Below are 14,127 nucleotides of genomic sequence, written 5' to 3'. Positions count from 1 at the left end.
TTTGGAGCGGGAAACGAGACTCGAACTCGCGACCCCGACCTTGGCAAGGTCGTGCTCTACCAACTGAGCTATTCCCGCATAATCTTCGTCTTTCGAACCTCTACTGCGTTGGCTGCCTTCATTCGCCTGAGTCACTTACTTCAGTAAGCTCCTAAGGACTCATTCAGTTGCCGCCTTGTCGCAATTCGAAATCCTGCGATTGGTGGTCTGTGCTTTTAAGCACTTTCAAATTTTGGAGCGGGAAACGAGACTCGAACTCGCGACCCCGACCTTGGCAAGGTCGTGCTCTACCAACTGAGCTATTCCCGCTTGGGTGTGTCTTTGCTTTACAAGCATTTTCAAATTTTGGAGCGGGAAACGAGACTCGAACTCGCGACCCCGACCTTGGCAAGGTCGTGCTCTACCAACTGAGCTATTCCCGCAAATTTGTTGCTGTCGTAATTCGCATTTCTGCGTCGTTACGGGAGGCGCATTATACGAGAAATCCGTTTAGCTGCAACCCCCTTGAATACGTTTTTTTCGAAAATTCGTTCAAGTGATTACTTTGCAATCAAGCTGAACAATTTAGCGTCAAAAAGCCGGTGACGCAAGCCACCGGAGAACAAAATCAAAGCTTAATAAAATGTTCGCGATAGTAAGCAAGCTCAGCAACAGATTCACGAATGTCGTCCATCGCCTGATGTGTTCCCTGCTTGGTGAAGCCAGCCAGGATTTCCGGCTTCCAACGACGCGCCAGTTCTTTGAGCGTGCTGACGTCCAGATAGCGATAATGGAAATACGCCTCCAGCTCCGGCATGTATTTAAACAGGAAACGACGATCCTGGCCGATGCTGTTGCCACAGATAGGTGATTTCCCTTCCGGAACCCACTCTTTCAAAAAAGCCAGCGTGGCCAGTTCTGCTTCACGATCGCCCATGGTGCTCGCCTTCACACGTTCCACCAGCCCGCTACCGGTGTGCGTACGTACGTTCCAGTCATCCATTAATGCCAGTTGTTCGTCGGACTGGTGCACCGCAATTGTCGGTCCTTCTGCCAGAATATTCAGGTTGGCATCCGTCACCAGCGTGGCGATCTCAATAATGCGATCGCGCTCGGGATCCAGACCTGTCATCTCCAGATCGATCCAAATCAGGTTGTTTTCATTGGCACTCATGCTATTTTCCACCCTTCAGCGTCACATTCAGTGTGACTACATTGATCTAAAATTGTGTGTATCATAAATGTTTTGCCCATCATGGGCGACCAGGAGCCAGTCCGATTGAGTAAGAATAAACTCTCCAAAGGCCAACAGCGCCGTGTGAACGCCAATCACCAGCGTCGTCTTAAAACGTCCACGGAGAAGCCCGACTACGACGACAACCTGTTTGGCGAAACCGCTGAAGGCATCGTTATCAGCCGTTTTGGCATGCATGCCGACGTAGAGTCTGCTGACGGTGAAATTCACCGCTGCAATATCCGCCGTACAATTCGCTCGCTGGTTACTGGCGATCGCGTAGTCTGGCGCCCGGGTAAAGCGGCGGCTGAAGGCGTGAATGTCAAAGGTATCGTTGAAGCGGTACACGATCGTACCTCGGTACTGACACGTCCCGACTTTTACGACGGGGTAAAACCTATTGCCGCCAACATCGACCAGATCGTTATTGTCTCAGCCATCTTACCCGAGCTGTCACTCAATATTATCGACCGATATCTGGTAGCCTGCGAAACGCTACATGTTGAACCAATTATCGTACTGAATAAGATCGATCTGCTGGATGATGAAGGCATGGCCTTCGTTAACGAACAGATGGATATCTATCGCAACATTGGCTATCGGGTGTTGATGGTATCCAGCCGCACTAAAGACGGCCTGAAACCGCTTGAAGAAGCATTAACCGATCGCATCAGCATTTTTGCCGGTCAGTCGGGCGTAGGTAAATCCAGCCTGCTCAATAATCTTCTCGGCCTGCAAGAAGAGATCCTGACCAACGATGTCTCCGACAACTCCGGTCTTGGACAGCACACTACCACGGCCTCTCGCCTGTATCACTTCCCGCACGGCGGCGACGTTATCGACTCCCCTGGCGTACGTGAGTTCGGACTGTGGCATCTGGAGCCGGAACAAATCACGCATGGCTTTGTCGAATTTCATGACTACCTGGGCCATTGCAAATACCGCGACTGCAAGCATGATACCGATCCAGGCTGCGCTATCCGTGAGGCTGTAGAAAAAGGGGCCATAGCCGAAACCCGGTTTGAAAATTATCACCGCATCCTGGAAAGCATGGCGCAGGTAAAAACGCGTAAAAACTTTTCTGATACAGACAACTGACAACTAAGCTAAGCATCGCTAGAATCGTCCCCCTTTTTTCAGGATCCGGCCCACATGCCGGATCGGGAACAAATTATGGCCTGGAGGCTACCTTGTTAAACTCATTTAAGCTTTCGCTACAATACATTCTGCCGAAACTATGGCTCACTCGCCTGGCGGGTTGGGGTGCGAGCAAACGAGCGGGATGGCTGACCAAATTGGTTATCGATCTGTTCGTGAAATATTACAAGGTCGATATGAAAGAGGCGCAAAAGCCGGACACCGCCAGCTATCGCACCTTTAACGACTTCTTTGTTCGCCCGCTGCGCGACGATGCTCGCCCGATTAATACAGATCCAAACGTACTGGTCATGCCCGCTGACGGCGTGATCAACCAGTTAGGCAACATCGAAGAAGACAAATTGCTGCAGGCTAAAGGGCACAGTTATACCCTTGAAGCGCTGCTGGCTGGCAACTATCAGATGGCGGAAAAATTCCGCAACGGTACGTTTGTAACCACTTACTTGTCTCCACGCGATTACCACCGTGTACACATGCCGTGTAACGGTATCCTGCGTGAAATGATGTATGTGCCGGGCGATCTCTTCTCTGTAAACATCCTGACTGCGCAAAACGTACCGAACCTGTTTGCCCGCAACGAACGCGTAATCTGTTTGTTTGATACCGAATTTGGTCCGATGGTGCAGATTCTGGTCGGCGCGACTATCGTCGGCAGCATTGAAACCACATGGGCTGGCACCATTACCCCACCGCGTGAAGGCGTCATCAAGCGCTGGACCTGGCCGGAAGGCGAAAGCGAAGGGTCGGTGGCGCTGTTGAAAGGTCAGGAAATGGGCCGCTTTAAGCTCGGTTCCACCGTCATCAACCTGTTCGCACCTAGCAAAGTTAACCTGGTTGAGCAGTTGCAGGATCTTTCCGTGACCAAAATCGGCCAACCAATGGCCATCTCGACCGAGACTTTCGTGACGCCAGAGACAGAACCGGCCCCGCTGGCGAAAGAAGAGATCGAAGCAGAACACGACGCCAGCCCGCTGGTTGACGACAAAAAAGACGAAAGTTAAACATAGGAATCGCTGCTGTGCGCCTGATTATCACTTTTCTGATGGCCTGGTGCCTCAGCCTGGGGGCGTACGCTGCGACGGCCCCCGATGCCAAACAACTCACACAGGAACTGGAGCAGGCAAAAGCGGCAAAACCCGCTCAGCCAGAAACCGTCGAGGCGCTCCAGTCCGCGATGAATGCCCTTGAGGAGCGGAAAGGCTCTCTCGAGCGCGCACAGCAATATCAGCAGGTTATTGATAACTTCCCCAAGCTGTCCGCAACGTTACGCGCACAGCTTAGTAACCTGCGCGATGAACCGCGCAATGTGCCAACCGGACTCTCTACCGATGCATTAAACCAGGAGATCCTCCAGGTTAGCAGCCAACTGCTGGAAAAGAGTCGTCAGGCCCAGCAGGAGCAGGATCGCGCCCGGGAAATCGCCGACTCGTTAAGCCAGCTTCCTCAACAGCAAACCGATGCCCGCCGCCAGCTCAATGAGCTTGAGCGGCGCATTGGTACCGCCAACGGCAATTCCGCGCAGAATCAGGCGATGCAAGCTGAATCCGCCAAACTTAAAGCCCTGGTCGATGAACTGGAGCTGGCACAGCTTTCCGCCAATAACCGTCAGGAACTGGCGCGTATGCGCTCCGAACTGGCGGAAAAGCAGAGTCAACAACTCGACACTTACCTGCAGGCTTTGCGCAATCAACTCAACAGTCAGCGCCAGCGTGAAGCAGAGCGAGCGCTGGAAAGTACCGAACTGCTGGCAGAAAACAGCGCGGGACTGCCGGAAGGTATTGTCGATCAGTTCAAGGTTAACCGCGAGCTGTCTCAGGCCTTGAACCAGCAGGCGCAACGTATGGACCTGGTCGCCTCGCAGCAGCGTCAGGCTGCCAGCCAAACGCTGCAGGTCCGCCAGGCCTTGAATACGCTGCGAGAGCAGTCTCAGTGGCTTGGGGTTTCAAATATGCTGGGAGAAGCGCTGCGCGCGCAGGTATCCCGTCTGCCGGAAATGCCCAAGCCCCAGCAGTTGGATACCGAAATGGCGCAGCTTCGCGTGCACCGTATGCGCTATGAGGATCTCCTCAACAAACAGCCGCAGCTGCGTCAGATTCATCAGGCCGATGGACAACCGCTGACCGCTGAACAGAGCAGCATTCTCAACGCCCAGCTACGCACCCAGCGCGAGCTGCTGAACTCATTGTTACAGGGCGGCGATACGCTGATCCTTGAGCTGACCAAGCTCAAAGTCTCCAACAGCCAACTGGAAGATGCGCTAAAAGAGGTCAACGAAGCAACGCACCGCTATCTGTTCTGGACGTCAGACGTCAGTCCCATCTCGCTCTCCTGGCCTGTCGACATCGTTCAGGATCTGCGGCGTTTGATCTCATTAGATACGTTTAATCAGTTGGGTAAAGCCAGCGTCATGATGCTGACCAGCAAAGAAACACTATTGCCGCTGTTCGCGGCGTTGGTGCTGGTTGGCTTTAGCCTCTCTTCGCGCAAGCACTTCACCCGTTTCCTTGAACGCTCGTCCGCGCGAGTCGGGAAAGTCACCCAGGACCATTTCTGGCTGACAATACGCACGGTATTCTGGTCAATACTCGTCGCTTCTCCGTTGCCGGTGTTATGGGCAACGCTCGGTTACGGGTTGCAGGAAGCCTGGCCTTACCCGCTGGCTGTTGCTATCGGCGATGGCGTTACCGCCACGGTGCCTATGCTATGGGCGGTAATGATTTGCGCCACCTTTGCGCGTCCCAACGGTCTGTTCATTGCCCACTTTGGCTGGCCACGTAACCGCGTCGCGAAAGCCATGCACTACTACCTGATGAGCATCGGACTGATTGTCCCGCTGATCATGGCGGTGATTATGTTTGATAATCTCAATGACCGGGAATTCTCCGCCTCACTGGGACGTCTGTGCTTTATTCTGATTTGCGGTGCGCTGGCGGTCGTGACCCTGAGCCTGAAACGCGCCGGGATACCGCTGTACCTCGATAAAGAGGGCAACAGCGATAACATGGTCAATAGTATGCTGTGGAATATGCTGATGGGCGCGCCGCTGATTGCCATTCTCGCCGCGGCAGTGGGTTATCTCGCCACATCGCAAGCCCTGCTGGCACGCCTGGAAACATCCGTGGCGATTTGGTTCTTATTACTGGTGGTGTATCACGTCATCCGCCGCTGGATGCTAATTCAGCGCCGCCGCCTTGCGTTTGACCGCGCCAAACATCGACGCGCCGAAATGCTGGCGCAACGTGCGCGGGGCGAAGAGGAACCACCTCATTCCACCAGCCTTGAAGGTACGATCGATGTAGATGAAAGCGAAGTGGATCTGGATGCAATCAGCGCGCAATCGCTGCGCCTGGTACGTTCTATCCTGATGCTTATCGCCCTGCTCTCGGTCATTGTGCTATGGTCAGAAATTCATTCCGCTTTCGGCTTCCTGGAAAACATCTCGTTGTGGGATGTCACCTCCACGGTGCAGGGCGTGGAAAGCTTAGAACCGATAACGCTGGGCGCGGTGCTCATTGCTATTCTGGTGTTTATCATCACCACCCAGCTAGTGCGCAACCTACCCGCGTTGCTGGAGCTGGCGCTACTGCAACATCTGGATTTAACCCCCGGCACCGGTTACGCCATCACCACTATCACTAAGTATCTTCTGATGCTGATTGGCGGCCTGGTGGGTTTCTCGATGATCGGTATTGAGTGGTCCAAACTGCAATGGCTGGTGGCGGCTCTCGGTGTCGGTCTGGGCTTTGGTTTGCAGGAGATCTTCGCCAACTTTATTTCCGGCCTGATTATCCTGTTTGAAAAGCCAATCCGCATTGGCGACACGGTTACAATTCGCGATCTTACCGGTAGCGTGACGAAAATTAATACCCGTGCCACCACTATCAGCGACTGGGACCGCAAAGAGATCATCGTACCCAACAAAGCCTTTATCACCGAACAGTTTATCAACTGGTCGCTATCCGATTCGGTTACCCGTGTGGTGTTAACCATCCCGGCACCGTCGGAGGCTAACAGCGAGGAGGTTACGCAGATCCTGCTGACTGCCGCACATCGTTGCTCGCTGGTTATCGATAACCCGGCGCCAGAAGTCTTCCTGGTTGACCTGCAACAAGGAATTCAAATCTTCGAACTGCGTATTTATGCCGCTGAAATGGGGCATCGCATGCCGCTGCGCCATGAAATCCACCAACTGATTCTGGCAGGCTTCCGCGAGCACGGTATTGATATGCCGTTCCCACCGTTCCAGATGCGTCTGGAGAGCCTCGGCGGTAAGCAAACGGGGAGAACGTTAAGTTCTGCGGGCAGAGGCAGTCGCCCGGCGGGAAGTTTGTAATACCTGAGTAGCCCGGACGAGGGGCGCTAGCACCGACGCCGGGGAAATCCCGGCGTCACTACGTTAGGCCGGGCTACCAGACTATTGGATTACAGGCAGAACTGGTATCGCAGGAAGAAGCGCCATAGCCAAAAGCAAACCAATACCGTCACCGTCAGTAACTGCCAGAAACTACGCTGCTTCCTGTATGCAATGACATAGATATAGGGAATAAAAAGCGGGAGCGTGAAGATAATACCAGCATCACGGATATCATCACTTTCAACATAGGTCATCAGGTCACAAATATTATTAACCCCCAGCCCATCGATAAACCACTCTTTATCCTGGGTAGAGAAAATAATAATCAGAACGAAACTTACTGTTCCCCAGATAACATTCAGCGATATGGCTTTCGAATTCATTCATCCTCCTCGCATAATTTCCATTATTGCTGTCTTTTTCTCAATAATTCGCCGCCCATACTCACTGTATTCACGCTGTTTAGTACCAACCGGAGCAGAAATAGAATCAGTAATGCTTTGAATTTCTCGTTGGGTACCACGATTATATCTTGAGCCAATAATAATAATTTGCTCATCGGTAAGATGAGCAGTATCTTTCCCAGGGTAACTTAACATAATAAGATCGCGCAAATGAAACGCGACAACCCGAATATTAAAGCGATTATCCAGCAGACAATTCGATAGCTGAAACTGCTCAAAAGAGGTCAACTTATCGGGCCTGATGCCCATCGTGCTAGCGGCCACACCCAGCTGTATTGCGATAGAACCAACTGAAGTAGCATTAGATAAGGCCTTATCCTCCCTTCGCGAGATAGTTTCCAGAATTTGTCTGACTTGTAATACACCCACTGACTTAAATCTTTCTGGCGTCCCCCCCACCTCTGCTGCAGCGACACCAGCCAACAACAATAGAGGGATTTGGGCTTCCTCAGCCGATTTTTTTAGCATATTTCTATGATAAACTAACCATGCTGTTTTATATATCCATAAATGTGCAGTCCCAGTATCAAAACGCCAATTTGTTGGAAGAGTTTTCCAACGAAGAAAATCCACACCATTCCAATGTGGAAAACCATAGCTGTCGACCTTACAGAAAATAACCGAATCACGCATGTCACTGTCCTTAGCTTAAAAGATAAGTAAACCACTGGATACTACATTAAGCGAGAAACAGAAACATAAAATATCAAAAACATTTAAAGCAATTGATTAAAGATATAATTCACAGTAAATAGCATTTATCTAAAAAATAATTACAACACTAATCTATCGTCCATAAATACCATATTATTTATGGACGATGTGTATGAGTAATAACGTCGCTAACACTCGCACCGGGAAATCCCGGCGTCACTGCGTTAGGCCGGGCTACAGTGTGGGTCTTGTAGGCCTGATAAGCGTAGCGCCATCAGGCAATTCGATACTGATTGCCGGATGGCGGCATTGCCTTATCCGGCCTACACGGCCCAATTTACTCTGTCACCAGAACCGGCTGACGGTCAACGCGGCGGCTGTAGTTCTGATAAATCGCCATCGCCAGCAGCGAGAAGAAGATCGGGCCGCCGGTCATCCACAAGGCACTGTTCCAGTCCCCGGCTTCAATTACCGGCTGGATGATGGTGAACACGTTGGCAAACGTCACCACCAGAACGACCACACCCGTTGCCAGCAGCGTCGCCGCTCGGGTTTTAAAGACCACAAACGGTCTTTCCAGACCCGGACGGGCTTTAAAGAACGGAAACGCCAGTGCCAGGAACAGATACGGCAGCGTCATGGAGACGTTCGCCATCAGCGTCAGTTTGTTATAGAACGCTGACGCCGTATCGCCACCAAATGAAACCAACAGGATAAACAGGCTCACCAGCAGGCACTGTAACCACATTGCCGTCGTCGGCATCCCTACGGCATTCAGTTTGGTCATCGGCGCGGGCCACAACGCCTTCGGCGTGCCCTGAATAATCGCTTTCAGCGGTGAGTAGCTGAGGGTGAAAAAAGCGCCGGTATAGGCAAGGAACATGGAAAGCCCGGTAATACGTGCAAACCATACACCCATCACCATCGCGGTCTCAGGGGAAAGATGCAGCGCATTACCCAACGTCATCCCGAGGCTCTTCATCAGGATATAAGTAATATTGCCGAGGTTGACCGAGCTATTGCTTAATACCTGCTGCCAGTTGGTGCTAACGCCCCATAAAAAGATGGCCAGTGAATAACCAACAGAAATGACAATAGCGGCAAAAACAATGCCTTTAGCAAAGTTCTTTTCTGGTTTTTCTGTTTTATCAACCAGTCCCCCTACAGCTTCAATTCCGCCATAAGCAAAAATGGCAAACACAACAAATGACAACATTGCCAGCCCGGACTGATATCCGGGATTAGGTGAGGAGATGAAATTAATATCCTGTGCAAAGTGGCCACCAGTTAATAACAAAATAGCGACACTCACTAACAACAGAACTAAATTAAGACACATTACGGCAATTCCGCCTACTGCCGTAATACGCGCAATCTTATTAATACCCCGGGATGCCACGCAGGTCACCAGGATCATCCAGCCGACGGCGAGCAGCCCGACAACCTGCGTAGGCTCAAGCCCTGCAATACGCCAGTGCTGCGTCATGTCTGCGCCAAACAAGAAGGTTGAAAAAGGTACCCAGACTTTCGCCGCAGTACTTACCATCCATATCACATAAGAAGAAAACCACATAAACGTGCCGATAAAGGCATAGCGCGGTCCAACGCTATTATTCATCCACGAATAGATTCCACCCTCTTCTTTCCGATAGGCAGAACCCATTTCCGCCATCATTAAAGCAAATGGAATAAAGAATAATAATGCAGAAAATATATACCACGGTATTGCACTATACCCCATTAAATAGAATGCGGAGGGGCTATTAGCAAAACCAAAAACTGACGTAAATATCATGAGAATGAGACCTGGCAGGCTCATCTTTTTTATTGTTTGGGTCATTAAACCATCCCTTACTCTGGCAAGCGTTTAACAAACGCCGCTCACCGGTTGGCACTGCTCTCTTTGCAGAGTTCAGCGATAAAAAAATCAACACAGAATTGATACCTAAACGATATCAAATATCCAGGTATAAATTGTGGCTATTAGAGGGGAAATGAAAAAATATGCTACAAAGTGGCGATTAAGCCGCCACTTTGTATTGCGGAAGAGTAAGTTATGCGCGATCGACGGTAAATGCGATAACCTCGGCCAGGCTCTCTGCGCCCAGCGCCAGCATCACCAGACGGTCAACACCCAGCGCCACGCCTGAGCAATCCGGCATGCCTACTTTCAGCGCTTCCAGCAGGTTGGTATCGATAGGTTGCTGCGGTAAGCCTCGTGCGGCACGTTTGCGGTTATCCTGTTCAAACCGCTGCTGCTGCTCGCGCGCGTCGGTCAATTCATGGAAACCATTTGCCAGCTCAATACCTTTGTAATAAACCTCGAAACGTTCAGCCACGCGGTGATCTTCGGTACTGATTTGCGCCAGTGATGCCTGGCTGGCCGGGAAATGATACACAAACGTCGGTTTGTCTTTACCAATATGCGGCTCAACGCCCATCGTAAACAGCAGCTGCAGTAAGGTGTCCCGGTCTTCTTCGGTATCGGCGATATTGCTGAGATCCAATTTCGCCGCCACTTCCCGCAGCTGGGCTTTATCCGCAGACAGCGGGTCTATCTCCAGATGACGCTGGAAGGCTTGCTGGTAAGAGAGGCTTTCCGCAGGCGAACAGTCCAGCACCTGCTGAAGCAAATCGTCCACCTCATTCATCAGCCGATACATATCGTAGTGCGGACGATACCACTCAAGCATGGTGAATTCAGGGTTATGATGGCGCCCCATCTCTTCATTACGGAAGCTGCGGCACAGTTGATACACCGGGCCGCACCCTGCCACCAGCAGGCGCTTCATATGGTATTCAGGGCTGGTCATTAAATAGAGATTCATCCCCTGGGAGTGTCCAGGGCCAACGAAACGCGTTTCGAACGGGAACAGATGGATGTCCGTTACCGTTGCCTGACTCATACAAGGGGTCTCAACCTCAAGCACGCCACGATCGGCAAAAAAGCGGCGAATCTCCGCTATAATTGCTGCACGTTTTAACAGATTGGGGATGGACGCGCTCGGCTGCCAGGTTGCCGTTTCGCTCATGGTTGTTTCTCCGATTTAAGACAAGGGCACGAAGTCTACTCGTATCGCGCTAACGAGACAAATTTCAGGCAGCAGTAATCAGCACTGGCAATTGGATAAAAAAAGCGACATAGGGTGGTTTAGTAATTAAATTAATCAAATTCAATGATAATTCCCCCCTGTGACACGCTAAAAAAATCGAACACGTCAAATTTCCCGCACATCCCTAAGACTATACTATTGTACCTATAAAGGAGCAGTGGAAACGCGTTCATAACCTGTTTGAAGCCGATGAAGCATCTGATTTCAGGCGGGGATGAAATAACAACAATCTGGAGGAATGTCGTGCAAACCTTTCAAGCCGATCTTGCCATTATAGGCGCCGGTGGCGCGGGATTACGTGCTGCAATTGCTGCCGCACAAGCAAATCCCAACGCTAAAATCGCACTGATCTCAAAAGTGTACCCAATGCGCAGCCATACCGTTGCTGCCGAAGGCGGCTCTGCTGCTGTCGCGCAGGATCATGACAGCTTTGACTACCATTTTCACGATACGGTAGCAGGCGGAGACTGGCTATGTGAGCAGGATGTCGTGGATTACTTTGTCCACCACTGCCCAACTGAAATGACGCAACTGGAACAATGGGGCTGCCCATGGAGCCGTCGTGAAGACGGTAGCGTCAACGTACGTCGCTTCGGCGGCATGAAAATCGAGCGTACCTGGTTTGCCGCAGATAAAACCGGCTTCCACATGTTGCATACGCTGTTCCAAACATCTTTGCAGTTCCCGCAGATTCAGCGCTTTGACGAACACTTCGTTCTGGATATCCTGGTGGACGAGGGTCATGCCCGCGGCCTGGTTGCCATGAACATGATGGAAGGCACGCTGGTGCAGATCCGTGCTAACGCAGTCGTAATGGCAACGGGCGGCGCTGGTCGTGTTTACCGTTACAATACCAACGGCGGCATCGTAACCGGCGACGGTATGGGCATGGCGCTGAGCCACGGCGTTCCGCTGCGTGATATGGAATTCGTTCAATATCACCCGACGGGTCTGCCAGGCTCCGGTATCCTGATGACAGAAGGTTGCCGTGGTGAAGGCGGTATCCTGGTCAACAAAAACGGCTACCGTTATCTGCAAGACTACGGCATGGGTCCGGAAACCCCGCTGGGCGAGCCGAAAAACAAATACATGGAACTCGGTCCGCGCGACAAAGTTTCTCAGGCTTTCTGGCACGAATGGCGCAAAGGCAACACCATTTCCACTCCGCGTGGCGATGTGGTTCACCTGGACCTGCGTCACCTCGGCGAGAAAAAACTGCTCGAACGTTTACCGTTCATCTGCGAACTGGCGAAAGCCTATGTGGGTGTCGATCCGGTTAAAGAACCGATCCCGGTACGTCCGACAGCACACTACACCATGGGCGGTATCGAAACCGATCAGCACTGTGAAACCCGCATTAAAGGTCTGTTCGCTGTCGGCGAATGTTCCTCTGTTGGTCTGCATGGCGCTAACCGTCTGGGCTCCAACTCTCTGGCGGAACTGGTGGTCTTCGGTCGTATGGCCGGTGAACAAGCTGCGGAACGCGCTGCAACGGCTGGCGCTGCAAACAGTGCTGCTCTGGATGCACAGGTTGCTGGCGTTGAAAAACGTCTGAAAGATCTGGTTAACCAGGAAGGTAACGAAAACTGGTCTAAGATCCGTGATGAAATGGGTATCTCCATGGAAGAAGGTTGCGGTATCTACCGTACGCCGGAACTGATGCAGAAAACCGTTGATAAGCTGGCTGAACTGCAGGAACGCTTCAAGCGCGTACGTATCACTGATACCTCCAGCGTCTTCAACACCGACCTGCTGTATACCATCGAACTGGGTCACGGTCTGAACGTTGCTGAATGTATGGCGCACTCCGCGCTGGCGCGTAAAGAATCCCGCGGCGCGCATCAGCGTCTGGATGAAGGCTGTACCGAGCGTGACGACGTGAACTTCCTCAAACACACCCTCGCCTTCCGCGATGCTGACGGCACGACTCGCCTGGAATACAGCGACGTGAAAATCACCACTCTGCCACCGGCTAAACGTGTTTACGGTGGCGAAGCGGAAGCAGCCGATAAGAAGGAGAAGGCGAATGGCTGAGATGAAAAACCTGAAAGTTGAGGTGGTGCGCTATAACCCGGAAACCGATACCGCGCCGCACAGTGCTTTCTACGAAGTTCCTTATGATGAAACCACGTCACTGCTGGATGCGCTGGGCTACATCAAGGATAACCTGGCACCGGACCTGAGCTACCGCTGGTCCTGCCGTATGGCAATCTGCGGCTCCTGCGGCATGATGGTCAACAATGTACCGAAACTGGCGTGCAAAACCTTCCTGCGTGATTACACAAACGGCATGAAGGTTGAAGCGCTGGGTAACTTCCCGATTGAGCGCGATCTGGTCGTCGACATGACGCACTTTATCGAAAGCCTGGAAGCGATCAAACCGTACATCATCGGTAACCCGCGTACACCGGATCAGGGTCCAAACACCCAGACTCCGGCGCAGATGGCGAAGTATCATCAGTTCTCCGGTTGCATCAACTGTGGTCTGTGCTACGCCGCGTGCCCGCAGTTCGGCCTGAACCCTGAGTTCATTGGACCGGCTGCGATTACGCTGGCGCATCGTTACAACGAAGATAGCCGCGACCACGGTAAGAAGGAGCGTATGGCTCAATTGAACAGCCCGAACGGCGTCTGGACCTGTACTTTCGTGGGCTACTGCTCCGAAGTCTGCCCGAAACACGTCGATCCGGCTGCGGCCATTCAGCAGGGTAAAGTTGAAAGTTCAAAAGACTTTCTTATCGCTACCCTGAAACCACGCTAAGGAGTGCACGATGACGACTAAACGTAAAGCCTATGTGCGGCCAATGACGTCCACCTGGTGGAAAAAGCTGCCATTTTATCGTTTTTACATGCTGCGTGAAGGCACGGCAGTCCCGGCAGTCTGGTTCAGCATTGAACTGATTATCGGCCTGTTTGCACTCAAGCATGGTGCAGAGTCCTGGATGGGCTTTGTCGCCTTTTTACAAAACCCGGTGGTGGTAATCCTTAACATTATCGCCCTGGCAGCAGCGCTGCTGCATACCAAAACCTGGTTTGAGCTGGCACCAAAAGCAGCCAACATCATCGTAAAAGACGAAAAAATGGGGCCAGAGCCGATCATCAAAGGTCTCTGGGCAGTCACTGTGGTTGCTACAGTAGTCATACTGTTTGTTGCCCTGTTCTGGTAAGGAG

At 51.9% G+C, this 14,127-nt stretch carries 11 protein-coding genes and 3 tRNA genes; 6 read left to right on the top strand and 8 right to left on the bottom strand.

All coding sequences use genetic code 11. The annotated features are described in order from the left end of the window. Positions 1–2: 2 nt before the first annotated feature. The 4 genes from OGV85_RS02800 to orn form a co-directional block, all read right to left on the bottom strand. Positions 3–78 (bottom strand) — tRNA-Gly (locus OGV85_RS02800). 155 nt (positions 79–233) lie between these two features. After that, positions 234–309 (bottom strand) — tRNA-Gly (locus OGV85_RS02795). A 37-nt stretch (positions 310–346) separates the two neighbouring features. Beyond that, a tRNA-Gly gene (locus OGV85_RS02790) sits at positions 347–422 on the bottom strand. Between the two features lie 185 nt (positions 423–607). Then, positions 608–1,153 carry an oligoribonuclease gene (orn, locus tag OGV85_RS02785; protein ID WP_003839477.1) on the bottom strand — a complete coding sequence of 182 codons (546 nt, stop codon included), beginning with the start codon at positions 1,151–1,153 and terminating at the stop codon, positions 608–610. A gap of 105 nt (positions 1,154–1,258) precedes the next feature. Here orn and rsgA point away from each other — a divergent pair, with 105 nt between their 5' ends. The 3 genes from rsgA to mscM all read left to right on the top strand — a co-directional run bounded on the left by rsgA (position 1,259) and on the right by mscM (position 6,704). Further along, a complete protein-coding gene (gene rsgA, locus OGV85_RS02780; RefSeq protein ID WP_170974257.1) occupies positions 1,259–2,311 on the top strand; it encodes a small ribosomal subunit biogenesis GTPase RsgA in 1,053 nt (350 codons plus the stop codon). A 92-nt stretch (positions 2,312–2,403) separates the two neighbouring features. Beyond that, positions 2,404–3,372, top strand: a complete 969-nt coding sequence (gene asd, locus OGV85_RS02775; RefSeq protein ID WP_061547587.1) for an archaetidylserine decarboxylase — start codon at positions 2,404–2,406, stop codon at positions 3,370–3,372. 17 nt (positions 3,373–3,389) lie between these two features. Then, complete coding sequence (mscM, locus tag OGV85_RS02770) at positions 3,390–6,704, top strand: miniconductance mechanosensitive channel MscM (protein WP_061547588.1); 3,315 nt, start codon at positions 3,390–3,392, stop codon at positions 6,702–6,704. Between the two features lie 89 nt (positions 6,705–6,793). Here mscM and OGV85_RS02765 read toward each other — a convergent pair whose 3' ends face one another. The 4 genes from OGV85_RS02765 to epmA form a co-directional block, all read right to left on the bottom strand. Next, the gene (locus OGV85_RS02765) at positions 6,794–7,108 is read right to left on the bottom strand and encodes a YjeO family protein (RefSeq protein ID WP_003025555.1); all 315 of its coding nucleotides are present in this window, start codon (positions 7,106–7,108) and stop codon (positions 6,794–6,796) included. Then, a complete protein-coding gene (locus OGV85_RS02760; RefSeq protein WP_032948365.1) occupies positions 7,109–7,822 on the bottom strand; it encodes a hypothetical protein in 714 nt (237 codons plus the stop codon). It lies immediately after the preceding gene. Between the two features lie 358 nt (positions 7,823–8,180). After that, positions 8,181–9,683, bottom strand: coding sequence for a glutamate/gamma-aminobutyrate family transporter YjeM (gene yjeM, locus OGV85_RS02755; RefSeq protein ID WP_003025549.1), 1,503 nt, complete (start codon positions 9,681–9,683; stop codon positions 8,181–8,183). A 214-nt stretch (positions 9,684–9,897) separates the two neighbouring features. Then, positions 9,898–10,875 (bottom strand): elongation factor P--(R)-beta-lysine ligase, encoded by a 978-nt coding sequence (gene epmA, locus OGV85_RS02750; protein WP_003025546.1) that lies wholly within the window; start codon positions 10,873–10,875, stop codon positions 9,898–9,900. Between the two features lie 324 nt (positions 10,876–11,199). Between epmA and frdA the strand changes: the two genes are divergently transcribed. Genes frdA through frdC form a run of 3 tightly spaced genes read left to right on the top strand, consistent with a single transcriptional unit; the run spans position 11,200 to position 14,123 of the window. Beyond that, complete coding sequence (gene frdA / locus OGV85_RS02745; RefSeq protein WP_003025543.1) at positions 11,200–12,990, top strand: fumarate reductase (quinol) flavoprotein subunit; 1,791 nt, start codon at positions 11,200–11,202, stop codon at positions 12,988–12,990. Beyond that, a complete protein-coding gene (gene frdB / locus OGV85_RS02740; RefSeq protein ID WP_003025540.1) occupies positions 12,983–13,717 on the top strand; it encodes a fumarate reductase iron-sulfur protein in 735 nt (244 codons plus the stop codon). The genes frdA and frdB overlap by 8 nt, the downstream gene beginning before the upstream one ends. 10 nt (positions 13,718–13,727) lie before the next feature. Next, complete coding sequence (gene frdC, locus OGV85_RS02735) at positions 13,728–14,123, top strand: fumarate reductase subunit FrdC (protein WP_003025537.1); 396 nt, start codon at positions 13,728–13,730, stop codon at positions 14,121–14,123. Positions 14,124–14,127 lie beyond the last annotated feature (4 nt).

The sequence above is a fragment of the Citrobacter sp. Cf132 genome, assembly GCF_030333885.1.
Classification (GTDB): domain Bacteria; phylum Pseudomonadota; class Gammaproteobacteria; order Enterobacterales; family Enterobacteriaceae; genus Citrobacter; species Citrobacter freundii.
Note: the sequence above shows the minus strand (reverse complement) of the source record. Positions and strands in the feature narration are given on the sequence as shown.